This is a genomic window from Acidovorax sp. (assembly GCF_046294525.1).
Lineage (GTDB): Bacteria > Pseudomonadota > Gammaproteobacteria > Burkholderiales > Burkholderiaceae_C > Acidovorax.
On the sequence record NZ_JBKBKQ010000021.1, the window covers coordinates 26,718 to 52,137 of the forward strand.

At 65.9% G+C, this 25,420-nt stretch carries 23 protein-coding genes; 11 read left to right on the forward strand and 12 right to left on the reverse strand.

All coding sequences use genetic code 11. From position 1 onward, the window contains the following. The first annotated feature begins 13 nt into the window (after positions 1-13). A complete protein-coding gene (locus tag ACK4HJ_RS17330) occupies positions 14-1,261 on the forward strand; it encodes a YihY family inner membrane protein (RefSeq protein WP_409833868.1) in 1,248 nt (415 codons plus the stop codon). 51 nt (positions 1,262-1,312) lie between these two features. Here the strand turns inward: ACK4HJ_RS17330 and ACK4HJ_RS17335 are convergent, their stop codons facing one another. The 7 genes from ACK4HJ_RS17335 to ACK4HJ_RS17365 all read right to left on the reverse strand — a co-directional run bounded on the left by ACK4HJ_RS17335 (position 1,313) and on the right by ACK4HJ_RS17365 (position 8,155). Further along, the gene (locus tag ACK4HJ_RS17335; RefSeq protein WP_409833870.1) at positions 1,313-1,660 is read right to left on the reverse strand and encodes a Na+/H+ antiporter subunit G; all 348 of its coding nucleotides are present in this window, start codon (positions 1,658-1,660) and stop codon (positions 1,313-1,315) included. A 48-nt stretch (positions 1,661-1,708) separates the two neighbouring features. Beyond that, positions 1,709-1,993, reverse strand: a complete 285-nt coding sequence (locus ACK4HJ_RS17340) for a K+/H+ antiporter subunit F (RefSeq protein ID WP_409833872.1) — start codon at positions 1,991-1,993, stop codon at positions 1,709-1,711. Next, positions 1,990-2,526 carry a Na+/H+ antiporter subunit E gene (locus ACK4HJ_RS17345; protein WP_409833874.1) on the reverse strand — a complete coding sequence of 179 codons (537 nt, stop codon included), beginning with the start codon at positions 2,524-2,526 and terminating at the stop codon, positions 1,990-1,992. Before ACK4HJ_RS17345 ends, ACK4HJ_RS17340 begins: the two co-directional genes overlap by 4 nt. Next, positions 2,523-4,166: a monovalent cation/H+ antiporter subunit D gene (locus ACK4HJ_RS17350; RefSeq protein WP_409833876.1), complete on the reverse strand. Its 1,644-nt coding sequence runs from the start codon at positions 4,164-4,166 to the stop codon at positions 2,523-2,525. Before ACK4HJ_RS17350 ends, ACK4HJ_RS17345 begins: the two co-directional genes overlap by 4 nt. Then, positions 4,163-4,537, reverse strand: a complete 375-nt coding sequence (locus ACK4HJ_RS17355) for a Na+/H+ antiporter subunit C (protein ID WP_409833878.1) — start codon at positions 4,535-4,537, stop codon at positions 4,163-4,165. The genes ACK4HJ_RS17350 and ACK4HJ_RS17355 overlap by 4 nt, the downstream gene beginning before the upstream one ends. Next, complete coding sequence (locus tag ACK4HJ_RS17360) at positions 4,534-7,404, reverse strand: monovalent cation/H+ antiporter subunit A (RefSeq protein ID WP_409833880.1); 2,871 nt, start codon at positions 7,402-7,404, stop codon at positions 4,534-4,536. The genes ACK4HJ_RS17355 and ACK4HJ_RS17360 overlap by 4 nt, the downstream gene beginning before the upstream one ends. 154 nt (positions 7,405-7,558) lie before the next feature. Further along, complete coding sequence (locus ACK4HJ_RS17365; RefSeq protein ID WP_409833881.1) at positions 7,559-8,155, reverse strand: TIGR00645 family protein; 597 nt, start codon at positions 8,153-8,155, stop codon at positions 7,559-7,561. A gap of 186 nt (positions 8,156-8,341) precedes the next feature. On the opposite strand from ACK4HJ_RS17365, the gene acs reads away from it, so the two are divergent. Both acs and ACK4HJ_RS17375 read left to right on the forward strand, forming a co-directional pair. Next, positions 8,342-10,336 (forward strand): acetate--CoA ligase, encoded by a 1,995-nt coding sequence (acs, locus tag ACK4HJ_RS17370; protein ID WP_409833883.1) that lies wholly within the window; start codon positions 8,342-8,344, stop codon positions 10,334-10,336. A 330-nt stretch (positions 10,337-10,666) separates the two neighbouring features. After that, positions 10,667-11,149, forward strand: coding sequence for a LapA family protein (locus ACK4HJ_RS17375; protein WP_409833885.1), 483 nt, complete (start codon positions 10,667-10,669; stop codon positions 11,147-11,149). 76 nt (positions 11,150-11,225) lie between these two features. On the opposite strand, the gene ACK4HJ_RS17380 is transcribed toward ACK4HJ_RS17375, so the two are convergent. Further along, the gene (locus tag ACK4HJ_RS17380; RefSeq protein WP_409833887.1) at positions 11,226-11,531 is read right to left on the reverse strand and encodes a c-type cytochrome; all 306 of its coding nucleotides are present in this window, start codon (positions 11,529-11,531) and stop codon (positions 11,226-11,228) included. A 114-nt stretch (positions 11,532-11,645) separates the two neighbouring features. On the opposite strand from ACK4HJ_RS17380, the gene ACK4HJ_RS17385 reads away from it, so the two are divergent. Beyond that, entirely contained in the window at positions 11,646-11,888 is a 243-nt protein-coding gene (locus ACK4HJ_RS17385; RefSeq protein ID WP_409833889.1) for a TIGR04438 family Trp-rich protein, read from the forward strand. Positions 11,889-12,020: 132 nt separating this feature from the next. Here the strand turns inward: ACK4HJ_RS17385 and ilvD are convergent, their stop codons facing one another. Next, on the reverse strand, positions 12,021-13,727 hold the full coding sequence (gene ilvD / locus ACK4HJ_RS17390) for a dihydroxy-acid dehydratase (RefSeq protein ID WP_409833891.1): 1,707 nt from the start codon (positions 13,725-13,727) through the stop codon (positions 12,021-12,023). A 162-nt stretch (positions 13,728-13,889) separates the two neighbouring features. On the opposite strand from ilvD, the gene ACK4HJ_RS17395 reads away from it, so the two are divergent. Further along, positions 13,890-14,858 carry a LysR family transcriptional regulator gene (locus ACK4HJ_RS17395; protein ID WP_409833893.1) on the forward strand — a complete coding sequence of 323 codons (969 nt, stop codon included), beginning with the start codon at positions 13,890-13,892 and terminating at the stop codon, positions 14,856-14,858. A 162-nt stretch (positions 14,859-15,020) separates the two neighbouring features. Here the strand turns inward: ACK4HJ_RS17395 and ACK4HJ_RS17400 are convergent, their stop codons facing one another. Next, on the reverse strand, positions 15,021-16,196 hold the full coding sequence (locus tag ACK4HJ_RS17400) for an MFS transporter (protein ID WP_409833895.1): 1,176 nt from the start codon (positions 16,194-16,196) through the stop codon (positions 15,021-15,023). Positions 16,197-16,244: 48 nt separating this feature from the next. Continuing rightward, positions 16,245-17,324: a GlxA family transcriptional regulator gene (locus ACK4HJ_RS17405; RefSeq protein ID WP_409833897.1), complete on the reverse strand. Its 1,080-nt coding sequence runs from the start codon at positions 17,322-17,324 to the stop codon at positions 16,245-16,247. A gap of 175 nt (positions 17,325-17,499) precedes the next feature. On the opposite strand from ACK4HJ_RS17405, the gene lgt reads away from it, so the two are divergent. From lgt to ACK4HJ_RS17435, 6 genes are all read left to right on the forward strand, one after another. Beyond that, positions 17,500-18,327, forward strand: a complete 828-nt coding sequence (gene lgt / locus ACK4HJ_RS17410; RefSeq protein ID WP_409833899.1) for a prolipoprotein diacylglyceryl transferase — start codon at positions 17,500-17,502, stop codon at positions 18,325-18,327. Positions 18,328-18,766: 439 nt separating this feature from the next. After that, positions 18,767-19,435 (forward strand): GntR family transcriptional regulator, encoded by a 669-nt coding sequence (locus tag ACK4HJ_RS17415; protein ID WP_409833901.1) that lies wholly within the window; start codon positions 18,767-18,769, stop codon positions 19,433-19,435. Beyond that, positions 19,432-20,949, forward strand: coding sequence for a malonyl-CoA decarboxylase (locus ACK4HJ_RS17420; RefSeq protein WP_409833903.1), 1,518 nt, complete (start codon positions 19,432-19,434; stop codon positions 20,947-20,949). The genes ACK4HJ_RS17415 and ACK4HJ_RS17420 overlap by 4 nt, the downstream gene beginning before the upstream one ends. Positions 20,950-21,134: 185 nt before the next feature. Then, positions 21,135-22,142: a Bug family tripartite tricarboxylate transporter substrate binding protein gene (locus ACK4HJ_RS17425; RefSeq protein WP_409833905.1), complete on the forward strand. Its 1,008-nt coding sequence runs from the start codon at positions 21,135-21,137 to the stop codon at positions 22,140-22,142. 147 nt (positions 22,143-22,289) lie between these two features. After that, on the forward strand, positions 22,290-23,096 hold the full coding sequence (locus ACK4HJ_RS17430; protein WP_409833962.1) for an enoyl-CoA hydratase/isomerase family protein: 807 nt from the start codon (positions 22,290-22,292) through the stop codon (positions 23,094-23,096). A 111-nt stretch (positions 23,097-23,207) separates the two neighbouring features. Then, the gene (locus ACK4HJ_RS17435; protein ID WP_409833907.1) at positions 23,208-24,773 is read left to right on the forward strand and encodes a malonate--CoA ligase; all 1,566 of its coding nucleotides are present in this window, start codon (positions 23,208-23,210) and stop codon (positions 24,771-24,773) included. A 185-nt stretch (positions 24,774-24,958) separates the two neighbouring features. Here the strand turns inward: ACK4HJ_RS17435 and ACK4HJ_RS17440 are convergent, their stop codons facing one another. After that, positions 24,959-25,402 carry a universal stress protein gene (locus ACK4HJ_RS17440; RefSeq protein WP_409833908.1) on the reverse strand — a complete coding sequence of 148 codons (444 nt, stop codon included), beginning with the start codon at positions 25,400-25,402 and terminating at the stop codon, positions 24,959-24,961. Positions 25,403-25,420 lie beyond the last annotated feature (18 nt).

A 25,420-nucleotide genomic window follows, 5' to 3' on the forward strand; every position in this document is an offset into this window, starting at 1 on the left:
CATCATATCGGCCATGCCTTTGTCCCTGCAGACAGTGGCCCGGCGCGCAGAGGCGCTGCTGGCCGAGCTGTCCCACTTCCCCTGGAGAACCACTGCCCAGACGCTGCGGGAGCGGTTTCGCGAAGACCACCTGGGCCTCACAGCCAGCAGCCTGACCTTCACCACCGTACTGGCGCTGGTGCCGTTTTTTACCGTGGCGTTGGCGGTGTTCACGGCGTTTCCCATCTTCGGCAAGTTGCAGGTGGCGCTGCAGGCCTGGCTGGTCAGCAGCCTGGTGCCGGACAGCATCTCGCGCCAGGTGATTGGCTACCTGAATCAGTTTGCGTCCAAGGCCAGCGGCCTGGGCGTGGCGGGCTTCAGCATCCTGCTCGCCACGGCGTTGGCGCTGATCCTCACCATCGACCGCACGCTCAACGGCATCTGGCGCGTGCAGCGCCTGCGGCCGCTGGGGCAGCGGGTGCTCATCTATTGGGCGGCGATCACGCTGGGCCCGGTGCTGATGGGCGCCAGCCTGGCATTCACGTCGTATGTGATGTCGGCATCGGGCGGGCTGGTCAACCGCCTGCCTGATGGCGTGCAACTGTTGTTCGACTCCATCCAGTTCCTGCTGCTGGCGGGGGCCATGGCGTCGCTGTACCACTACGTGCCCAACACGCCGGTCAAGTGGCGCCACGCATGGGCGGGTGGCTTTTTTGTGGCGGTGTGCATGGAGCTGGCTAAGAAGGTGCTGGCGCTGTACCTGGGCAAGGTGCCCACCTATTCGGTCGTGTACGGAGCGTTTGCCACGCTGCCCATTTTGCTGGTGTGGATCTATGTGGCCTGGGTCATCGTGCTGTTAGGGGCGGTGGTGACGGCCTACCTGCCCAGCCTGCTCGCCGGGGTCGCACGGCGTGGCACGGTGGCGGGCTGGACGTTTCAGCTGGCGGTGGAAGTACTGCAGCAGCTGCACGCGGCGCGCCACTTGCCGTCCAAAGGGCTGCGCCCCAGCCAGCTGGCCCAGTTGCTGCGGGTGGACATGCTGCAGCTGCAACCGGTGCTGGAGGCCCTGACGGCCATCGACTGGGCCGGGCAGGTGGCTGACGCGGCCGTCAGTGCGGCGGATGTGCCCGAGTCACGCTACGTGCTGCTGGCCGACCCGGACCAGACACGGTTGGAGCCGTTGCTGAAACGGCTGCTGCTGGAACGCGCGCAGACGCTGGAGCCGCTCTGGACACGCGCAGCGCTGAGCGAGCTGCGGCTGGCGGATGTGATTCAAAAATGATAGCTGTCAGCGCTTGGTGGGTAAGCGCTAGAGCCATATTTAACTGATTTTTTAGCCCTTGCGCCGCTCGGGTACGGCGTCGGGCGGCGTGGGTGCCCGCCCGTCCACGCGCAGGTGCAGGGCGGCCTGGGCCATGAGGTTGGCGGACACGGGCGCAGTGACGAACACGAACAAGGTGATCAGTAGTTCGGCAAAGCCCATGCGGCCCTCGGCGGCGGCCAGGATCATGCTGGCCAACAGTACACCGCCCACGCCCAGCGTGGACGCCTTGGTGGGCGCATGCAGGCGCATGAAGAAGTCCGGCAAACGCACGAGGCCGATCACACCAACCAGCGAGAAAAACGCGCCAATCAGCAGCAGCACGGCGGCCAGCCATTCGGCAAGAATCTGAAGAGTCATGGGGTGGTCCTCTAAAGGGTGGGCAACAGCGGGTCGTGGATTACGAATTCACTCGATCACGTCACCGCGGCTCAGATAGCGCGCCAGCGCCACGGTGGATGCAAAGCCCAGCATGGCCACGATGAGCGCAGCCTCGAACAGCAGCGCCGTGTGCCAGCGGATGCCCAGCAACACGATCAGCGCGACCGCATTGAGGTAGAGAGTGTCCACGGCCAGCACCCGGTCTACGGCCTGCGGGCCACGCACCAGGCGCCAGGCGCAGAGCAGAAAACACAGGGCCAGCGAGGCGGTGGCAATGTCCAGCGCAATGGGGAGGATGCTGGTGGCGGTCATGCGCGGTCTCCTTGCAGGGCGGCTGCCACGGGGTCTTCAGCCTCAAATATCGCGAGCAGCGGGGCTTCGTAGCGGGCCTTGATGTCAGCCGCCATCTGCGCGGGGTTGTCGCAATTGAGGGCATGCACCAGGATCTCGCGGCGCTCTTCGTCGATGGTGCACGACACCGTGCCCGGCGTGGTGGTGATGATGGTCGCCAGCAGTGTGATGGCGGTGGGGTTGGTCAGGGTGAGCGGCACCGGAACCCATGCGGGCTGCGGCCGCGACATGGGGCCCAGCACCAGCCGGGCTACCGTGATGTTGGACACCACGATGTCCCACAGCACCACGGCGCCCAGCCGCACCGCAGCGCGCATGTTGAGCGTGCGCGGGTCGGGCAGAAAGTCGGCCAGAAGCCGCGGAATAACCAGGCCGATGAGGGCGGCCGACAGCAGGTGAAAGACTGACACCGAGTGCTGCAACAGCAACCAGGCCACGCCCAGCAGCAGCGACAGCCAGGGGTGGGTCAGCCAGCGTTGTTTCTTCTTGGTCATGGGGTGGTGCCTCCCTTGCCGGGCAGTTTCACTTCGCCTTCACCACCGCGGTAGGGCCGCGCGGTCTGGGCAGCGGCGCCGCCCACGGCGTTCAGCACTGCGTCGGCGTAGCCGTTGCGGTTGTCCAGCTGCGCGGCGGCAGCGTCGGTGTATCGCTTCAGGGGCGAGGCCGCCACCGCAAGCAGCAGGCTCAGCGCCAGCAGGCCCAGCGTGGCCGTCATCAGGCGGCCGCTGCTGCCGGCGCTGCAGGCGGGCTCGCGTGCGGGCAGCACGTTCCAGAACAGGATGGCGCCGGCCCGGGCCAGCCCCACCAGCGTGAGGAAGCCGGCCACCAGCACCACCGTCCAAACCCAGGCATGGGCGGGTGTTGCGGCAGCGCTTTCCAGCACCATCAGTTTGCCCAGAAAGCCCGGCAGCGGCGGCAGGCCGGCGGCCGATGCAGCGCCGAGCAGCGTCATGAGGCCCAGCAGCACGGGCTGCGCTACGGGCGGTGCAGGTTGCAGGTGATCACCCGCCGTGCCGCGCTGCGAGGCCACCAGCTCTACCAGCAGGAACAGTGCGGCCATCACCAGCGTGCTGTGCACCATGTAGTACAGCGCCGCCGACATGGCTGCTGGCGTGAAGAGGCCCACGGCAGCCAGGATGGTGCCCACCGACGCCACGGTGAGGTAGGACACCAGGCGGGCCAGGCTGTGCGCCGCCAGAGCACCCAGCACGCCCAGCACGATGGTCGTCAGCGCGATGGGCAGCAGCCATGGCGCGGCGGCCAGCGCTGCATGGCCGGCCCCATCTCCGAGCATGACAGCGTGCACGCGGATGATGCTGTACACGCCCACCTTGGTCATGATGGCAAACAGCGCCGCTACTGGCGCGCTGGCGGCGGCATAGGTGGTGGGCAGCCATAGATACAGCGGCGCGATGGCCGCTTTGAGGCCGAACACCACCAGCAGCACCAGGGCCCCGGCCTTGAGCAGCGTGGCCTGCTGGGGCTCCAACTGCGTGATGCGCAGCGCCAGGTCGGCCATGTTCAGCGTGCCGGTCAGCGCGTAGATGATGGCCAGGCCCACCAGGAACAGCGCCGACGCCACGAGGTTGAGCACCACGTAATGCAGCCCGGCCTTGAAGCGGTCGCGCCCCTGCCCGTGCACCATGAGCACGTATGACGCGATGAGCAGCACCTCAAAGAACACAAACAGGTTGAACAGATCGCCCGTGACAAAGGCGCCCGACAGCCCCATGAGCTGGAAGTGGAACAGCGCGTGGAAATGCCGCCCGTGGCTGTCCCACCCGCCGGTGGCGTACCACAGCACGGGCACGGCAATGGTCCAGGTCAGGGCCAGCATCAGGGCGCTGAGGCGGTCCACCACCAGCACGATGCCGAACGGCGCGGGCCAGGCGCCCAGCGGGTACACCGTGATGGGCCCGGCGGCGGCCTCGGTCATCAGGCGCCATGCCAGCATGGCACCCAGGATGACCGACACCATGCTCACCCAGCGCCGCAGACGCAGTTGAACGCCGCCGTGACTGGCCTGGCCGCCCCCGTCGCCGATCAGCAGCAAAGCCACGGCCGTGAACATCGGCAGCAGCACGGGCAGCACCGGAAGGTGCATGGAGAAGAACGTGTTCAGCAGGTCGCTCATGCTGCTCCATCCCGCTGCTGCGTTGGTCCGGTGGTGGCGTGGCCGGGCTCGTGCCCGTCCACATGGTCGCTGCCCGTTTCGTGGCGCGTGCGCAGGGCCAGTTCAATGACAAAGCCCGTGGTGGCAAAACCGATCACGATGGCCGTGAGCACCAGCGCCTGGGGCAGGGGGTCCGCCACGGCGCCGCCTTCCGACAGGATGGGCGCGGCGTTTTGCCAGAGCCGGCCCATGGCAAAGATGAACACGTTGACGGCATAGCCCAGCAGGCTCAGGCCGATGACGACGGGCCAGGTGCGCCCGCGCAGGATGAGATAGATGCCGGTGGCTGTGACCGCACCGATGCCGGTGGCCACCAGAAATTCGAGGCTCATGGTTGGACTCCGTCAGGGGTTGGGCGGGGCGCAGCAGGCTGCGAGGGACCGGATTCGCGAGTGACCGCGCCCAGGGTGGACAGCGTCAGCAAGGTTGCGCCCACCACGGTGATGTACACCCCCAGGTCAAACAGCGCCGCCGTGGCCAGCGGGATGTCGCCCAAGACCGGCAAGTGCGGATGGCCGTGCGCGCTGGTGAGGAAGGGCTGCCCGAAGAAGAATGCACCCACGCCTGTCAGCCCGGCAATGCCCAGGCCGATGCCGATCCAGCGCACAAAGCGCCGGCCGCCCTCGGCACGCAGCAGTGCCTCGGCGCGCGATTGGCCCATCGCCACGTACTGCAGCACCAGGGCAACCGCTGTGACCAGCCCCGCGATGAACCCGCCACCGGGGAGGTTGTGGCCCCGCATGAAGATGTACAGCGTGACAACCAGCGCCAGCGGCAACACCACACGCGCCGCCACGCGCAGCATCAGTGGCTGAGCCGCAAACGTGAACAACTGGCCTTGCGCATCGGTGGTGGCGCGGCGGGTGCGCATGCCGTCCATGAGCGCCAGTACGCCAATGGCGGCAATGCCCAGCACGGTGATCTCACCAAAGGTGTCATAGCCGCGGAAGTCCACCAGAATCACATTGACCGCATTAGTCCCGCCCCCGGCAATGGCCGACTGGTTGAGGAAGTACCAGGCAATCGAGTCGTGGTCGCGCGTGAGCATCACCCACGCCAGCCAGGCAATGCCGGCGCCCCCCACCAGCGCCAGCGAGGCATCGCGCAGGCGGCGGCTGGGCGCGGATTCGCGCGGCGTGTGGCGGGGCAGCAGGGCCAGGCCCATGAGCAGCAGCACGGTGGAAACCACTTCTACCGTCAGCTGGGTCAGCGCCAGGTCGGGGGCGGACAGGCTCACAAAACTCAGGGCTGTGACCAGCCCCACCACGCCGGTCACCACCACCGACTGAAAGCGGTCGTGGTGGTTGAGGGCCAGCCACGCGCATGCCGCCAGCAGCAGACCCCACAGCACAAGCGCCGGCAGGTTCACGGGCAAAAGCTCGCGCGTGCCGGTGCCGGGTGCCTGGCCCGTCAGCACTGGTACCGCCACGGCTGCCACGCAAGCCATCACCATCCACGCGATGTAGCGCTGCAGTGAGCCGATTTCCAGCAGCGATGTGATGCGCCCGGCTGCAGCAAACAAACGGTCGGAGCCGCGGGTGAAGAGGCTGGAGCCAGTGAGGGCGCCAAACCAGCCTTCGGAAGACGTGGCATGCAGGCGCCCGTTGCGGGCGAGCAGCAAGTAAAAGGCCACGCCCGCAGCCAGAGCCACCACGCTCAGCAGCAGCGGCAGATTAAACCCGTGCCAGATGGCCAGGTGGTATTCAGGCGGCGGCGCGCCCAGCAGGGCGGTGGACGCCAGCTGCACCATCGGGCCCAGCGTGAGCGCGGGGATGATGCCCACCACCACGCAGACGGCGGCCAGCAGCGCCACCGGCGCCTTCATGCCGATGGGCGGCTCGTGCGGGTGCGGGTTGGGCAGGTCGCGCGGCGCGCCGTTGAAGAACACGTCGTGTACCAGTCGGGCCGAATATGCGACGCTGCACAGCGCGGCCAATGTGGCCAGGGCGGGTACCAGCCAGCGCCAGCCGCCGCTTTGCGCAAAGGCCACGGTTTCGGTCAGGAACATTTCCTTGGACAGGAAACCGTTGAACAGCGGCACCCCGGCCATGGCGGCCGAGGCCACCATGGCGAGCGTGGCAGTCCAGGGCATGAGCTTGTACAGACCGCCCAGCTGGCGCATGTCGCGGGTGCCGGTTTCGTGGTCCACAATCCCGGCCGTCATGAACAGGGCGGCCTTGAAGCTGGCGTGGTTGAGGATGTGAAATACCGCCGCAACGGCCGCGAGCGGAGAGCCCAGGCCGATGAGGAGCGTGATGAGTCCCAGGTGGCTGATGGTGGAATAAGCCAGCAGCCCCTTGAGGTCGTGCTTGAAGATGGCGATGAACGCGGCAAACGCTACCGTGACTAGACCGGCGGTGGACACGATGCCCACAAACAGCTCCGTGCCGCCAATCACAGGGGTCAGGCGGGCCAGCAAAAAGATGCCGGCCTTGACCATGGTGGCCGAGTGCAGGTAGGCCGAGACGGGCGTGGGGGCCGCCATGGCCTGGGGCAGCCAGAAGTGGAAGGGGAACTGGGCGCTCTTGGTGAAGCAGCCCAGCAGGATCAGCACCAGCGCGGCCGGGTAGCGGGAGTCTGCCTGGATCTGCGCCGCCAGGGCCACCATCTGGCTGATCTCGTAGGTGCCGGCAATCTGGCCCAGCAGTACAAAGCCCCCCAGCATGGCCAGCCCCCCGCCGCCCGTGATGGCCAGCGCCATGCGGGCGCCGGCGCGGGCATCGGCCCGGTGGTTCCAGTAGCCCACCAGCAGAAAGGACGAAATGCTGGTCAGCTCCCAGAACACGATGAGCAGTAGCACGTTGTCGGACAGCACGATGCCCAGCATCGCGGCCATGAACAGCATCAGCGTGCTGTAGAACTTGCCTACTGGGTCATCGGCCCCCAGGTAGTTGTGCGCATACAGGATGATGAGCAGGCCCATGCCGGTGATGAGCAGCGCGAACATCAGCGAGAGCCCGTCGAGGCGCAGCCCAATGTTGAGGCCGATCTCGGGCACCCAGGGCGTGAAGTGGCGCAGCACCTCGCCATCGAACACGGCCGGTGCCTGCATGAGCAGCAGGCCCAGGCTGGCGGCTGTGACGGCCGCGGCGATCCACGCAGTGCGCGGGCGATGGCTGGGGTGGTGAAGAAGGGCGCCGGACCAGCCCGTCAGGGTGGTGCCCGCCAGCAGCGGCAGCAAGATGATGAGCAGCAGCACGGTGTCCTATCCAGTCAAATGAGCCCGCCATTCTAGGCAGGCCCTTTCAAGTCCCCGTGTGGCGGGGGGTGAAGAAAACGCCTGAAATCTCCGAAGGCATCGCCCCCCGCTCCACGTCCCGCGTTGCCGGGCCATGCGGGGCAGAAGGCGGCGATCAGTGCTTGTCGGAGCCGGCCATCAGCCGGTCGGTCAGCGCAATCGCCAGGGCGCTCAGCAGGAACACCACGTGGATGATGGTCTGCCACATCAGCACCTGCAGCTCGTAGTTGGCGGCGTTGATGAAGGTCTTGAGCAAATGAATGGAGCTGATGCCGATGATGGCGGTTGCCAGTTTGACTTTCAGCACCGAGGCGTTCACGTGGCTCAGCCATTCCGGCTGGTCGGGGTGGTCTTCCAGCCGCAGGCGGGACACGAAGGTCTCGTACCCGCCCACGATCACCATGATTAGCAGGTTGGAGATCATGACCACGTCGATGAGCGCCAGCACCACCAGCATGATGATGGTCTCGTTGAGCGAGGTCACGGCGATATCGCTCTTGTAGCCGATGCTGGACACCAGCTTCTGCAGCGCCACGGTGTCGCCGAACACGGCTTCGATGAGGTGCACCAGCTCCACCCAGAAGTGGAATACGTACACCGCCTGCGCCAGGATGAGGCCCAGGTACAGCGGCAGCTGCAGCCAGCGGCTGGCGAAAATCAGGGCCGGCAAGGGCCGCATGGGGGAGGGGCTCGGTGGGGTGGGCTGAGACATGGGAGTCCGAATGGAAGGGTGGGGCTTTTCGAAAGACGCGCGATTCTAGAACCTTGTTGACACGGCCCAGGGGTGATGGCTGGGCGACACAGGGGCTATGCTCTGTAAGCTTCGCGCCAGTCAGTGGCCTGTAAGTGCCGCGGCCGACAGTACCGCCCAATTTCATCAGAACCAGGAGACATCACCATGAGCGCCCCCACATCCGCGATCGAGTCCGTATTGGTGGAAAACCGCGTGTTTCCGCCCGCAGACGCCGTTGTCAACGCGGCCCGCGTGTCGGGTATGGCGGGCTATGAGGCGCTGTGTGCCGAGGCTACGAAGGACTTCGAGGGCTTCTGGGCCCGCCAGGCCCGCGACAACGTGGTGTGGACCAAGCCCTTCACCCGCACGCTGGACGAATCGAATGCCCCGTTCTTCCAATGGTTTGCCGATGGCGAACTGAACGCCAGTGCCAACTGCCTGGACCGCCACATCGGCACACCCACCGAGAACAAGACCGCCATCATTTTCGAAGCCGACGACGGCGCCATCACCCGCGTGACCTACAAGGAGTTGCTGGCCCGGGTGGGGCAGTTCGCCAACGCCCTCAAGGCCCACGGCGTGAACAAGGGTGACCGCGTACTCATCTACATGCCCATGACCATCGAGGGTGTGGTCGCCATGCAGGCCTGCGCGCGCATCGGCGCCACGCACAGCGTGGTGTTCGGCGGCTTCAGCGCCAAAGCCGTGCAGGAGCGCATCATCGACGCCGGGGCCGTGGCAGTGATCACCGCCAACTTCCAGATGCGCGGGGGCAAGGAGTTGCCGCTCAAAGCGATCATCGACGAGGCCCTGGCCATGGGCGGCTGCGACACCATCCGCAATGTGTTTGTGTACCAGCGCACCCCTACGCCGTGCAACATGGTGGCCGGGCGCGACAAGACCTTTGCAGACGCACTGGCCGGCCAGCCCAGCGAATGCGCGCCCGTGCCCGTGGGCGCCGAACACCCCCTGTTCATCCTGTACACCAGTGGCTCCACCGGCAAGCCCAAGGGGGTGCAACACAGCACGGGCGGCTACCTGCTGTGGGCCAAACTCACCATGGACTGGACCTTTGACCTGCGCCCGGACGATGTGTTCTGGTGCACGGCCGACATCGGCTGGATCACGGGCCACACCTATGTGGCCTACGGCCCGCTGGCTGCTGGTGCCACGCAAATTGTTTTTGAGGGCATTCCCACGTATCCCAACGCGGGCCGGTTCTGGCAGATGATCGAGCGGCACAAGTGCACCATCTTCTACACCGCACCCACGGCCATCCGCTCGCTCATCAAGGCCGCCGAAGGCGACGCTGCAGTGCACCCCGCACGCTCAGACCTGTCGAGCTTGCGCATCCTCGGCAGCGTGGGCGAGCCCATCAACCCTGAAGCCTGGATGTGGTACCACAAAAATGTGGGCGGCGAGCGCTGCCCTATTGTTGACACGTTCTGGCAGACTGAGACCGGCGGCCACGTCATCACCCCGCTGCCAGGCGCCACGCCGCTGGTGCCGGGCAGCTGCACCCTGCCACTGCCGGGCATCACCGCCGCCATCGTGGACGAGATGGGTAACGACGTGCCCCATGGCTCGGGCGGCATCCTGGTCATCAAGCGCCCCTGGCCCAGCATGATCCGCACCATCTGGAACGACCCCGAACGCTTCAAGAAGAGCTACTTCCCCGAAGAACTCAAGGGCTATTACCTGGCTGGCGATGGCGCCGTACGCAGTGCCGACCGGGGTTATTTCCGCATCACCGGCCGCATCGACGATGTGCTGAACGTGTCGGGCCACCGCATGGGCACCATGGAAATCGAGTCCGCCCTGGTCGCCAAGACCGACCTGGTGGCTGAAGCCGCCGTGGTGGGCCGCCCGGACGACGTGACGGGGGAGGCCATTTGCGCCTTCGTCGTGCTCAAGCGGTCGCGCCCCACCGGCGAAGAGGCGAAGCAGATTGCCAACGAACTGCGCAACTGGGTCGCCAAGGAAATCGGCCCCATTGCCAAGCCCAAGGACATCCGCTTCGGCGACAACTTGCCCAAGACCCGCAGCGGCAAGATCATGCGCCGCCTGCTGCGCAGCATCGCCAAGGGCGAAGCCATTACCCAAGATACCAGCACGCTGGAGAATCCGGCAATCCTGGATCAATTGTCTAAGGCCAATTGATCCAGGAAGGCTCTGTGTACACGGGGCCTGCGCGTAGCGCTTGCCGGATTCGGGAACACTCATATCGCGCAGCGATGTGACGTGGTCACAGAACCGCATCCCGTTCACTGGCTGGCAGTCGCCCAAGTTGCCGGCCAATGGGGCCACGCACGCCCCTAGTAGAGAGGGCCTGCGCGCAGCGCTTTGTGTTCCGACCCTACAAGTCCGGCGCCCTGTAGGACGGCGGCTGAAAACAGCTGCCACAGCCCGTCAGCCTCTCGTCCATGGGGTACAACCGCGGCATTGCGTAGCCGGCCTTCCTGGCCGGACGCGTGCTCACCGGAGTCCACCATGCAACTGCGATCTGTTGTTCTTCTCCTCACCGTGCTCGCCATTGCCGCGTTGGCGGCACTCAACTGGCCCGCGCTGGCCGAGCCATCGGCTGTATCCCTCGGCCTGACCACCATCGAGGCGCCTCTGGGTCTGATCATGTTGGCGCTGACTGCGCTGCTGGGCGTATTTTTTGTCGCTTATGTGCTGTCGCTTCAGGGTTCGGTGCTGATGGAAACGCGCCGCCACACCAAAGAACTGCAAGCCCAGCGCGAGCTGGCAGACCGGGCGGAGGCGTCGCGATTTACGGAGCTGAGGGCTTTCCTGGAAGCGCAGCACCAGCAGGCCCATGCGGCAGTGCTGCACCGGCTGGACGCGCTGGAGGCTCATTTGGCCGCCCGCGCCCAGGAGACCGACAACACCACGGCAGCGTATGTAGGGCAGCTCGAACAGCAACTGCGCGACCGGGAGTCGCGCGCGACGGTGATCACGCCCATCGTCTGACGGCCGAACCTGCCGCCGGCCCAGCAAGGCAAAAAAAAGCCACCGCAAAACGGTGGCTTTTTTTCTGCAATGGTGCTTACTTTTGCGTCAAGACCCAGGCTGCCAGCTTTTTAGCGTCAGCATCGTTCACCTGGGCATTGGCGGGCATGGGCACGGGGCCCCACACGCCTGCGCCACCCTTGATGATCTTGGCAGCCAGCTTGTCCACCGCGTCTTTCTGACCTGCGTACTTGGCTGCCACTTCCTTGTAGGAAGGGCCCACCAGCTTCTTGTCCACCGCGTGGCATGCCATGCAATTCTTGGACGTGGCCAGCGCCTGATCGGCCATCGCGGGTGCAACAACCGACAGCGTCAGGGCAAGAGTGATGAGGGTACGCTTCATGGTGGGAATTCCTGTGGTTGAGTTACAGTGCTTTTAATGGAATTGTAGTGACTTGGGTTGACGCGCCCTTGTCCTCCATCAATAGGGTTTATGCGGCGTTCTCTGGAGGCGGCTATGTATCTGCTAGGACTTTCGGTTTTGTTGCTGGCGTTGAAATACCTTGAAATCGGCCCCGTGGCCAACTGGTCTTGGTGGTGGGTGCTGTCGCCCTTTGCCCTCACGGCGCTATGGTGGGCCTGGGCTGATGCTACCGGGTATACCAAACGTAAAGCTGTGGAAAAGATGGAGCAACGCAAGCAGGATCGCATCAACAAGCACAAGGAAGCCCTCGGGATGCGTCCTCGCAAGCCCCATTGAAGTGGGCACCGTCGGGAGACCTTGCTGCCTGGCAGGTTCTCCTCGACGGCTCGGAACCGGGCTCAAAAAACCCCCGTGGCATCTTGGTGCCACGGGGGTTTTTTATTGGCTGGTCAGAGTACGGGCAGCGCTTCAGTACGCGTCCAGCACCGCACCCTTGCTTGCGCTCGATGCATTGAACGCAAACTTGGCCTGCACGCCCCGTGTGTAGCGTGGGGCAGGGGCTGACCAGCCAGCGCGGCGTTTGGCGATCTCCTCGTCAGGCACGTTCAGCTGCAGCAGCAGCTGGCGCGCGTCGATGGTGATGCTGTCGCCTTCGTTGACGAAAGCGATGGTGCCGCCCGCAGCCGCTTCGGGTGCCACGTGGCCCACCACCATGCCCCAGGTGCCGCCAGAGAAGCGGCCGTCAGTGATCAGGCCCACACTCTCGCCCAGGCCGGCGCCGATCAGCGCGCCGGTGGGGGCCAGCATCTCGGGCATGCCGGGGCCGCCCTTCGGACCCAGGTAGCGCAGCACCATCACGTCGCCCGCCTTGATCTTGCCGTCCAGGATGGCTTGCAGGGCCGACTGTTCGTCGTCGAATACGCGCGCCGGGCCAGTGATCACGGGGTTCTTCAGGCCAGTGATCTTGGCCACCGAGCCTTCGGGGCTCAGGTTGCCCTTCAAGATGGCCAGGTGGCCTTGCGCGTACATGGGGTTGCTGATGGGGCGGATCACATCCTGATCGGCGCGGGGCTCATCGGGCACGTCCTTGAGCACTTCGGCAATGGTCTTGCCGGTGATGGTGATGCAGTCGCCGTGCAGCAGACCGGCATTCAGCAAAATCTTCATCACTTGCGGGATGCCGCCTGCGCGGTGCAGGTCCACGGCCAGGTACTTGCCGCTGGGTTTCAGATCGCACAGCACCGGGGTCTTCTTGCGGATGCGCTCGAAGTCGTCGATGTCCCATTCCACGCCTGCCGCGTGCGCAATGGCCAGGAAATGCAGCACCGCGTTGGTCGAGCCGCCGGTGGCCATGATCACGGCCACGGCGTTTTCGATGGAATTCTTGGTGACGATGTCGCGGGGCTTCAAGTCCATCTTGATGGCCTCGATCAGCACCTTGGCTGACTCTTTGGCCGAGTTCATCTTCTCGTCGTGCGGGTTGGCCATGGTGGAGGAGTAGGGCAGGCTGATGCCCAGCGCCTCGAACGCGCTGCTCATCGTGTTGGCGGTGTACATGCCACCGCACGAGCCCGTGCCGGGGATGGCGCGCTTTTCGATTTCCTTGAGGTCGAAGTCGCTGAGCTTGCCCGCCGCGTTCTCGCCCACGGCCTCGAACACGCTCACGATGTTCAGGTCCTTGCCCTGGTAGTGGCCGGGCAGGATGGTGCCGCCGTACACATAGATGGCGGGCACGTTGGCGCGCAGCATGCCCATCAGGCCGCCGGGCATGTTCTTGTCGCAGCCGCCGACCACCAGCACGCCGTCCATCCACTGGCCGCCCACGCAGGTTTCGATGCAGTCGCTGATGACTTCCCGGCTCACCAGGCTGTACTTCATGCCTTCGGTGCCCATGGCCATGCCGTCCGAGATGGTGGGGGTGCCGAACACCTGGGCGTTGCCGCCCGCTTCTTCGATGCCGGCAATCGCCGCGTCGGCCAGCTTCTGCAGGCCGCTGTTGCAGGGGGTGATGGTGCTATGGCCGTTGGCCACGCCCACCATGGGCTTGACGAAGTCCCCTTCCTCGTAGCCCATGGCGTAGTACATGGAGCGGTTGGGCGCGCGCGACTTGCCCTGCGTGATGTTGGCGCTACGGCGGTTGATGGGCTGGATCGGGATGGTCTTGCTGTCTGCCATGGCGGTTTCCTGGTGGGGAGTGAAGTCGTTGTAGTTGGGCGGGCAGCCCTGAGAGATGCCCCCGGCTGTCGGGATGCAAGTATGCGGGGTTTGGAGGCGCGTTTCCAATCCCTTTCGCCTGCTTCAGTAATATGCAAAACATATCACCGGATCACCACCTCAATGAAAGAAGCACTCATCGATGTGCGCGCCTGGCGCCAGTTTGTGACCGTCGCGGAAGAGCTGCATTTCGGCCGCGCGGCACTGCGCCTGCACATGACGCAGCCGCCGCTGACCCAGGCGATCGCACAGATGGAGCGCTCGCTGGGCGTGATGCTGTTCGACCGCACACGCCGCCGTGTAGCGCTGACGCCGGCAGGTGAGGCGCTGCTGCCCGATGTGCGCGACTTCTTGGAGAGGGCGCAGGCCCTGCCGGTGCGCGCGCGCGCCGCGGCGGCGGGGGAGGTGGGGCGCGTGCGACTGGGTTTTGTTTCCACCATCGGCTTCGAGCGGCTGCCCGCGTGGGTGCGCGACTTTCGCGCGCTGTGCCCGCAGGTGGCGCTGGAGCTGGTGGAGGCCACGGGCGATGTGCAGCGTGCGCTGTTCTCGCGTGGCGAGCTGGATGCTGGGCTGATGCTGCATTCACCCGGGTTTGCGCCGCCCGAACTGGCGCGTCTGGCGGTGGCGGACGAGCCGCTGGTGCTGGCGCTGCCGGCGCGCCACCCGCTGGCGCACGCGCCGCACCTCTCCCTGCCCGATGTACTGGCCGAGCCGCTGGTGATCTTTCCCCGGCGCATCGTTCCGTCACTACACGACGCCATCTTCGCGCTGTACCACGCGGCGGGCCGCGTGCCCGTGGTATCGCAGGAGGCCATCCAGATGCAGACCATCGTCAACCTGGTGTGGGGCGGCCTGGGCGTGGCCTGGGTCCCCGAGAGCGTGACCCAGTTCCGCCGCGAGGGCGTGGTCTACCTTGCGGCCGATGCATTTGGCCCCGCAGCGGCGGGCAGGGCGCGGGCCAGGGGGGCCAAAGCCAGCCCCGGGCCGCTGATGCCCGTGTGCGAGACCAGCCTGGTGTGGCCGGCTGCGCCCAGCAACCCGGCGCTGGCGCGGTTCATCGACTTTGTGCGCGAGCGTTCTGCAACCAGCTAGTGTCCCGAGTGAGGAGTTCGTTGAAAAACAAAAGATGTCGAAATCGATGTCAGGCAAGGCGCAAACCACAGCGATACCCGTAGCTATCGCGAGCATTTGCAACGCGGCTTGGCGGCGATTCTCGGCATCTTTATGAGACGAAATTCTCACTCGGAACACTATTCACCCAGGTGCCGCAGCAGCGCCGCGCCTGTACATGAACAAGAGTCCGGCCGCAATGGCCAGCAGTGGCTGCGCCACCCCATTGATGGCCGTCCAGCCCACGCCGGTCAGCAGGGCGCCCGAGGCAAACGACATCATGGCCGCCACGATGCCGTTGGCCAGCTGCATCAGCGCCTGGGCCTGGCCGCGCTCCTCGGGCGCGTGGTGGTCGGCCAGCAGTGTGGTGCCCGCGATGACCATCAGGTTCCAGCCCGCGCCCAGCAACAATGAACTCGTGAGGAACTCCGTAAAAGACACTCCCGACAGCGCGACCACAGCGCTCACGGCCAGACACGCTGCGCCCACTGCGGCCACGGCGCGGCTGCCAAAGCGGTCGACCAACGCGCCTGAAAACAGCGCTGGCGCGAACATGCCAATCACGTGCCACTGGATCACCTGCGCGGCCGATGCAGCCGAAAAGCCGCACACTTCCATCGCAAGCGGCGTAGCGTTCATCACCAGGATCATCAGGCCGTGGCCGATGGCCGTCATCACCACGGCAGCGCGCAGGCCGGGCCGTGCCAGCAAGGCGGCCATCACCGACACGCCGCCCGCCGCTGGTTTGGGTGCCACACCTTCGCGCAGCAGCGCCATCACCGCCCAGCCCAGCGCCGCCAGCACCGCGATCGCCAGGTAGGCGCCTGCCAGCGGCGTAGCCAGGAGGTTGCGGGACCACAGCGCCAGCGGGGGCGCGAAGACTGCCGCGCACAGCCCACCGGCAACAACGCAGGCGGCGGCGCGGCCCTTCTGCGTGGGCTCCACCGTCTCCAGCGCGGCATAGGTGTAATAGCCCGATGAGGCCTGGTAGGCGCCGATGGCCAGCGTACCCGCGCAGAACACCGCGAAGCTGCCCCACTGCACGCCCAGCATGCTCACCAGACCGCCTGCCACACCGAAGAGCGCGCCCACCTGCAGCCCTGCGCGCCGCCCCCGGCGCTGCATGAACAGCGACAGCGGCTGCACGGACAGCAGGTTGCCCAGCACCAGCAGCGCCAGCGGCAGCGTGGCCAGCGCCGGCCACGGAGCCAGCCGCGCCCCCACGATGGATGTCAGCGTGATGCCGATGATGGAGCAGCCCCAGTACAGGGCCTGGCCTGCAAACAACAGGCGAACGGAAGCATTGCGCACGAGCAGCATGGATGGTTTTCGGTAGTGCGCCGGGCGGCGCGGAAGGGGTGGGGAAGGTCAGTCCAGCAATCCGCCGGTGCCAAAGCGTTGCGCGTACGCCTGCGGGCTCACCGCGCGGTGCTTGTGAAAGCTGCGGCGCAGGTTTTCGGGGTGCTCGAAGCCGCACAGCCGCGCCACGGTCGAGACGGACGCCTGGGCCTGTGCGAGCAGGGTGGACGCCGCCTCGACCCGCACGCGCTCCACGTAGCGGCCAGGCGTGGTGCCCAGTTCGCGCTGGAACACGCGCGTGAGCGTGCGCGGTGGCATGTGGGCGCGCTCGGCCAGCGCATCCAGCGAGAGGTCGCCGCCCAACTGCGTGGGGATCCATTCGAGCAGCGCTGCCAGCCGGGGCGCATGGCGCGTCTCGGGCGCCAGCAGGGCGCTGAACTGCGCTTGCCCGCCCGGACGGCGCATGAACATCACCAACCGACGTGCCACGGCCAGCGCCACGGGCCGGCCCAGATCAGCCTCCACCAGCGCCAGGGCCAGGTCGATGCCAGCCGTGACACCTGCCGAAGTGAAAAGGTGCCCGTACACCGGGCTGGCCGCGTCGTAGGTGTGCAGGCAGTCCTCGTCTACCGCCACGGCAGGATAGTCGCGCCGCATCATGTCCGTGCGGCACCAGTGTGTGGTGGCGCGCAGCCCGTCAAGCAGCCCCGCATGCGCCAGCAGCAACGCGCCCGAGCACACCGATCCCATGCGCCGCACTTGAGGCTCGGCACGGCGCAGCCACTGCTGCAGGGCGGCGTTGTCCAGCTGCTCAATCACGCCGTCGCCACCCGCCACCAGCACGGTGTCCAACTGGGCGGGCTGGAGCGTGTCGAGTCCCACGTCCGCCATCACCACAAAGCCTGCGGATGTGGTCACAGGCCCGGGCGATTGCGCTACCAAATGCAGCACATAGGCGGGCGGCAGGCCGTGGCCCGCACACTCGGCGTTCGCCGAACCGAAGACCTGCAGCGGGCCGATGGCGTCCAGGCTCATGAAGCCGGGGTAGACCAGGCAGGCGACGGCGCGCGGGGCGGACCGGCTGGGGCGTGGGGCGCGGGCGGATGGCGTGAGCCGCGCGGACCCGGCGGGCGTAGAAGGGGGAGGCATGGCGCCAGTGTCAGCGTTCCCGCAACTGGCGGCAATGACAACGAGCCCACAGATCTGGCCAATGGCCCCAGCGCGCCCGTCGGTCGCCGTGCATTGAAACGGGCGCCGTGCAAGGACGGGCGGATAGGGCCGGGATGCCAGGGCCATGCGGGGCGCGGGCACAATACCGCCCACCATGCTGACCTACCCCCACATCGATCCCGTCGCACTGCAGATCGGCCCGCTGGCCATCCACTGGTACGGCCTTACCTACCTGGCGGCTTTTGGCCTGTTCATGTTCCTGGGCATCCGGCGCCTGCGGCACGAGCCTTTTGCCTCCATCACCGGCCCGGGCGCATGGACGCGCAAGGACGTGGAGGACATTCTCTTCCTTGGCGTGGCGGGCGTGGTGATTGGCGGGCGCCTGGGCTATTGCCTGTTCTACAAACCCGGCTACTACCTCAGCCATCCGCTGGAGATTTTTGCCGTGTGGCAAGGCGGCATGGCCTTCCATGGCGGCTTGCTGGGCGTCATTGTGGCCATGCTGTGGTTTGCGCATTCGCGCAAGCGCCCGTGGCTGCAGGTGGCTGACTTTGTGGCGCCCTGTGTGCCGACCGGCCTCGCAGCGGGGCGGGTGGGCAACTTCATCAACGGCGAACTGTGGGGGCGTTTTGCCAGCCCCGACCTGCCTTGGGGCATGGTGTTCGCGCACAGCGGTTCCATGCAGCCACGCCACCCGTCGCAGGTCTACCAGTTCCTGCTGGAAGGGCTGCTGCTCTTCGTCCTGCTGTGGCTGTATGCGCGCAAGGAGCGCCGCCCGGGCCAGGTGGCTGCGACCTTCCTGTTCGGCTACGGCGTCTTCCGCTTCATCGCCGAATACTTCCGCGAGCCGGACGCCTTCCTGGGCATCTTGTCGCTGGGCATGAGCATGGGGCAGTGGCTGTGTCTGCCCATGATCCTGGGCGGCGCGGCGCTGTGGCTGTGGGCGCAGCGCCAGCCACAGACGGCAGCATCTTTGAGGTGAAATCGGGCTCTAGCGTTTGACTGATAAGCGCTAAAAGCTATCAAAAGCGTAGTGGAATTGCGGGGCCCGCGGGCAGCGGGGCAGACTGCCGCCCTCCGCGGCATTCCACGCGGGCGAGCATTTGCGTTGCTTGACAACGATTTCGAGGTCTTTGGCATTTCAACTAACGGCTCACTCGGGGTATGAGCGATCCGCAGCCGGGCGCCTTTTCCGTGCTTGGTTTCCCGCCACATCTGTTGTTTCCGCACCGCCCGCAAACCTTTTTGGCACTTGGCTGGCCGGATCCGCGTTTTTCCCCTTGTCATTTTCCATAATTATGAGAAATTATGGCCTTGCGTTGACAAAGCGCGGGTTTGCTGCCTGATGAATACACGTTGGAAGCAGTAAGCGCACGCTCGGCGTGGTTCTTTTACAGATCTCCGATTGGAGTGCCTTGCACATGCGTCCGGTTCTCAACTCACTGCATGACGAAGCTGCCTCGCGGTTGCGAGAGCAGATTTTTGCGGGCGGGCTGCCTCCGGGCAGTTTTCTGGACGAGGGCGCGCTGTGCGAGCGGCTGGCCATCTCGCGCACGCCGCTGCGCGAGGCGCTCAAGGTGCTGGTGGCCGAGGGTCTTCTGCGCCATGAGCCGCGGCGCGGCTGCTTTGTGGCCGAGATCACCGAGCAGGACCTGGATGACATCTTTCCCGTGATTGCCCTGCTGGAAGGCCGTGCCGCGCACGAGGCCACCAGCAAGGCCCGGCAGGCCGACATCGTGGCGCTGGAGGTGTTGCACGAGCGGCTGCAGCAGTGTGCAGCCGACGGGCAGGTTGCCGACTACTACGAGGTCAACTACGCCATCCACGAAGCCTTCATCACGCTGGCCGACAACCGCTGGCTGGCCCAGGTAATCGGCGACCTGCGCAAGATCCTGCGGTTGGCGCGGGCGCAGACCCTGCACGTGCCGGGACGCCTGCAGCAAAGCCTTGCCGAGCATCTGGCCGTGTTTGCCGCCCTCAAGGCACACGACTGCGACGCGGCCGAAGAGGCCATGCGCAACCATCTGTTGCGCCAGCGCGATGCGCTGCGCGACGTTGCCCGCAACCATCAATCGAGGTTGACACCATGATCACCACCACCCCCGAATGGATCTCCCGCAGCGTGTCGCGCCTGCGCTCCGCGGCGCCTGCTGCCGCCGCAGCGGGTGACAAGGCTTCGGACAAAACGCCCGACAGGGCCGCCACCAAGGTTGCGGCGCTAGACAAGACCGTGACCGACGTGGTCGCCAAGGTGGCGATGCCCCGCTCCACGCATGAGCGGCTGCAGGCCACGCTGCGCCGTGGTCAGGAGGCCCTGTCGCCCCGCGCACTGCGCCGCCTGCTGGCCGACCTGCAGGAGGTGGTGGCGCCGCAGGTCAGCGAGATCGAAGGCGGGCGCCGTGCCCAAGCCGTGGCCGACTGGTATGCCAAGGCCGACCCCGAGGAGCGCCGCGACATGTGGCTGCTGATGTGTGAGCAGTTCGCGCCCGACGCCACGCGCTTCAAATCAGCCCGTCAGCGCTACGAGGCAGCCGCCGGCACGGCCGAAGAAGGCCAAGCCGAGATCAGCCTGCGCCGCGCGCTGGTGTCGCCGCGCACGCGGCTGCTGCAGCGGTTTGCGGTGTTCCCCGATGGCATGCGCTTTTTGCTGGACCTGCGGGCCGAGCTGCTGCCTCTGCTCAAAAGCGACAAGCGCCTGCTGGCGCTGGACGCAGAGCTGGAGCATCTGTTCTCCACCTGGTTCGACGTGGCGTTTCTGGAGTTGCGCCGCCTGTCGTGGGATTCGCCGGCGTCGCTGATCGAGAAGCTCATCAAGTACGAGGCCGTGCACGACATCCGCAGCTGGGCCGACCTGAAGAACCGGCTCGACAGCGACCGTCGCTGCTACGGCTTCTTCCACCCGCGCCTGCCCAACGAGCCGCTGATCTTTGTGGAAGTGGCTTTGGTGGACCGCATCTCCAGCAGCATCACGCCGCTGCTGGACGAAGCCGCCGCACCGGCGGACCTGGGCCGCGCCACCACCGCAATCTTTTACTCCATCAGCAACACTCAGACGGGCCTCAGGGGCGTGAGTTTTGGCGATTCGCTCATCAAGCATGTGGTGGAAACGCTCACGGCCGAGTTCCCGCGCCTGCGCACCTTTGCCACGCTGTCGCCCATTCCGGGATTCCGCGCGTGGCTGGGCAAGCATGCGGGTGCCATGCTGGACCGCCTGGACGACAAGCGCCGCGCCGAGCTGGGCCGCGCCGTGGGGTTTGAGCCCCCGCAGGCCACGCATTTGCTGGCCGCCGTGGACAAGGCGCTGGATTTGGATGCGCGGTCCCCCGTGCGGCAGATGCTGCTGGAATGTGCCGCGTACTACCTGGGCCGCGAGTTGCACGAAGGCAAGCCGGTGGACCCGGTGGCACGTTTCCACCTGGGCAACGGCGCGCGGGTGGAGCGCCTGAACTGGGCGGGCGACCCGTCCAGCAAGGGGCTCAAACAATCGTACGGGCTCATGGTGAATTACCTGTACGACATCAAGCGCATCGACAAGCACCGCAGCTTGCTGGCGCAAGGCAAGGTGCCGGTGTCGGGGGACATCGACAGCCTGTGCCGGGACTGAGAACTGTTCATGTTCCTGGGCCGGCACCCCACCGGGCCTGTCATCTTGCGCCGCTACCATGGTTTCCCGGTCTCGGGCCTGCGGCGGCTGGTGTAAGGTCCACCCGCCCGGCGGGCGCAAATCCTGCTGATACACCGCTGATTTTTCTTCCATCATTTTTTACAACGACGACAGGAGACAAAGCCATGACGAAAGACACACACATCCATCGCCGACAGGTGCTGCTGGGCGCTGCCGCGGCCGGGCTGGGCCTGGCCGGTGGCAGCAGTGCCAGCTGGGCGCAAGGCGCCGCTGGCTGGCCCAGCAAGCCGGTGAACCTGGTGGTGCCGTTCCCTGCGGGAGGCGGCACCGATGCATTTGCGCGCCCGCTTGCCGCGCAGTTCTCCAAGGCCACGGGCAAGACACTGGTCATCGACAACCGCGGCGGCGCCGGCGGCACCGTGGGTGCCAGCTACGCGTCCAAGGCCGCCCCGGACGGCTACACGCTGTTCATGGGGGCCGTGCACCATGCCATTGCGCCGTCCATGTACCCCAAGCTCGACTACGACATCGAGAAGGACTTCGTTCCCCTGTTCCTGTTGGCCAATGTGCCGCAGGTGGTGGTGGTCAACCCCAGGGCCGTGCCTGTGAACAACTTCCAGCAGTTCATGGACTACGTCAAGCGCAATCCTGCCAAGCTCAACTACGGCTCTGCCGGCGCCGGCACGTCGCACCACCTTGCGGGCGAGTTGTTCAAGCAGCAGACGGGCACTTTCATCACCCACATTCCCTACCGGGGCGCGGGCCCCGCGCTGCAAGACCTGATCGGCGGCCAGGTGGACATGATGTTTGACGGCCTGGGCTCGTCCGCTGCGCACATCAAGGCTGGGCGTATCAAGGCGCTCATGGTGTCGGGCCCCAAACGCAATGCCGCTTTCCCGGACGTACCCTGCGCCGCCGAAGTGGGCCTGCCCGACTACACCGTGACCACTTGGTACGGCCTGTGGGCTCCCAAGGGCACTCCCGCCGACGTGCAAGCGCGCATCGTGGACGAGATCCGCAAGCTGGGCGCGGCCGACGAACTCAAGGCCATCTGGGCCAACAACGGCGCGGAATACGGCGGCATGACCCAGCAGCAGTTTGCGGGCATGGTGAGCAGCGAGGTCAAGCGCTGGGCGGCCGTGGTGAAGGCCTCTGGCGCGAAGTTGGACTAACCCCCTGAGCCGCTTCGCGCCTTCCCCCTCAGGGGGACGCCACCGGTGGCCTGGCGGAGCCAGTTCCACGGTGGCACTGGTATGGGGGGCGGGACGGCGCGTAGCGCTTGACGAAACCTGAGTGTTGTGACGGGACGGGAAACCAAGATGTCGGGTGAAGTGTTGATGAATGTTCCCGAGCGCGGGCTGGTGCAGGTGACGCTGCGCCACGCCGGTCGGCTCAATGCTATGTCGCGCGCCATGTGGCGGCAACTGCGGCTGGTGTTTGAGGGCATTCAGCGCAGCAGCGAGGCGCGCTGCGTGTTGATCGCGGGGGAGGGCAGTGCCTTCTGCGCGGGCGGCGATATCTCGGAATACCCTGACTTTCGGTTCGACGCAGCGGCCCTGCGCGACTTTCACGAGAACGACGTGTGGGGCGGGCTGCAGGCCATGCTCGCGTGCGACGTGCCCATCGTGGCCCACATTGAGGGCGCCTGCATGGGCGCTGGCGTGGAGATTGCCAGTTGCTGCGACATCCGCATCGCCGGCCAGTCCGCACGTTTCGGTGCGCCCATTGCCCGGCTCGGCTTTCCCATGGCCCCGCGCGAGGCGCAACTGGTGGTGGGGGCGGTGGGCGAGGTCACCGCGCGCCAGATGCTGCTGGAGGCCGCCACCTTCAGCGCCGCCGACATGCAGGCACGCGGGTTTTTGAGCCGTGTGGTGCCCGACGACCAGGTGGCCACCGAGGCCCGTGCCAGCGCGCTGCGCACCGCTGCCCTGGCTCCTCAGGCCGCCCGCCTGAACAAGCAAACACTTCGGGCATTAAAAGTGCCTCTGGCGCTTGATGAGCAAGCGCAAGCAGCTATCAAAAACATAGTAATGGGCGCACCCGACCCGTACGCCTATGCCGACAGTGCCGAGCATCGCGAGGGCATTGCCGCATTTCTGGAAAAGCGCCCGCCCGCATTCTTCTGACCGTCTGACTGTCCGAACGCACCGCGCTTCTCGGACTTGTTTATTCGTGTCCCTGAACCATTCATTTGCAACCGCACCCAGCCAACCGCCTACTGCCAAATGCCTACTGCCATGAGCTCCACCAACCTCTTCACCGCCCTGCGCGCAGCCTTTCCCGCCGACCTCTCCCGCACAGCGGTGGAAACCACGGCGCCTGACGGAACGCCTCTGTTCTACACCTGGGCCGACCTGGACCGAGCGAGCGCCCGCATGGCCAACCTGCTCGCATCCCTCAAGCTGCCCGAAGGCAGCCGCGTGGCCGTGCAGGTCGAAAAATCGGTCGAGGCCATGGTGCTGTACCTGGCCACGCTGCGCGCGGGCTACGTCTTTTTGCCGCTGAACACCGCCTACCAAAGCGCCGAGATTGAATACTTCATCAGCAACGCCGAGCCGGGCGTGGTGGTATGCACGCCGGGCAACTTTGGCTGGGTGAGCAAGATCGCGTTCACGCAGGGCACGCAGCATGTGTTCACCCTGGGCGATGACCGCACCGGCAGCCTGCTGGAGCGCGCCGCGCACCACAGCGACGTGCACAAGCCCGTACAGAAATCGGCCGACGACTTGGCCGCCATCCTGTACACCAGCGGCACCACGGGCCGCAGCAAGGGCGCAATGCTCACGCACGGCAACCTGCTCAGCAATGCGGTGACCTTGAAGGACTACTGGGGCTGGAAGGATGGCGATGTGCTCATCCACGCACTGCCCATCTTCCACGTCCACGGCCTGTTCGTGGCCATCCACGGCGCGCTCATCAACGGCAGCAAGATGATCTGGTTCGCCAAGTTCGACCCCAAAGCCGTGCTGGCCGCCATGCCGCGCGCCACCGTGTTCATGGGTGTGCCCACGCTGTACGTGCGCCTGCTGGCCGAAGCAGGGCTGAATAAAGACGCTACAAAACACATGCGCCTGTTCATCGCCGGCTCTGCGCCGCTGCTCATCGAGACCTTCACCGAATGGCAGAAGCGCACCGGCCACACGATTCTTGAGCGCTATGGCATGAGCGAAACCATCATGCTGACCAGCAACCCCTATGCTGCCGACGCGCGCCACAACGCCCAGGCGGAGCGCCGCGGCGCCACCGTGGGCTTCCCGCTGCCGGGCGTGGGCCTGCGCGTGGTGGACGATGCGAACAAGCCACTGCCCGTGGGCGAGATCGGCAATATCCAGGTCCAGGGCCCTAACGTGTTCAAGGGCTACTGGCGCATGCCTGAGAAGACGGCCGAAGAGTTCACCGCCGATGAACAGGGCGGCAAGTGGTTCAAGACCGGTGACGTGGGCAAGGTCGATGAGCGCGGCTACGTGAGCATCGTGGGCCGCAGCAAGGACCTGATCATCAGCGGCGGGTACAACGTCTACCCCGCAGAGATCGAGGGCTACATCAACGAAATGCCCGGCGTGGCCGAAAGCGCGCTGGTGGGCGTGCCCCACCCCGACTTTGGCGAAGTGGGTGTGGCCGTGGTCATCGCCAAGCCCGGCGCGGCACTCAACCCCGACGCCATCGTGGCGCAGCTTAAGTCGCAGCTGGCCAACTTCAAAATCCCGAAGAAATGTTTCGTGGTGCCTGAGCTGCCGCGCAACACCATGGGCAAGGTTCAAAAGAACCTGCTGCGTGACCAGTACAAGGCGCTGTTCGTTTAACTATCGTTTTGATAGCTGCCAGCGCTTTTTGAATAAGCGCTCGAGGCCGATTTGACCTCAATTCCGCGCCCGGTGGGTGACAGTGGGCGCGCTCCCTGCCAGCGGCTGCCGTGGCACCGGCACTGCCGGACCACGGGCGGCGTCCCTCCGGGCGGAAGACGCCCAAGGCGGCTCAGAGGGGTTAACTACCGCAACACCAGCACAGGAATGTGCGAGTGCGTCAGCACATGCTGCGTCTCGCTGCCCAGCAGGAGGCGCTTGAGGCCCTTGCGGCCGTGCGACGCCATGACGATCAGGTCGCACTTGTGCTTCTTGGCGGCTGAAATCACTGCCTCGGCCACCAGGTCGGACTTGGCCACCACGGCCTTCACCTCCACCCCATGGCTCGCGCCCTGGGTCTTCACGCCGTCCACCATGGCCTGCGCAGCAGCGCTCCATTGGGCTTCGATGCGCTTGACGTCGTTCATGTCCACCGGCATGCCGCCTTCAAAGTAGCTGCGCGGGTAGCGGGGCACCACCTTCAGGGCCACCACGGTGGCGCCGGACATTCCGGCGAGCGACAGGCCGTGTTCGACGGCCTTGTCGGAAAGGGGTGAACCGTCGGTGGCGATCAGGATGCGTTTATACATGGCGGGCTCCTCAAAGTT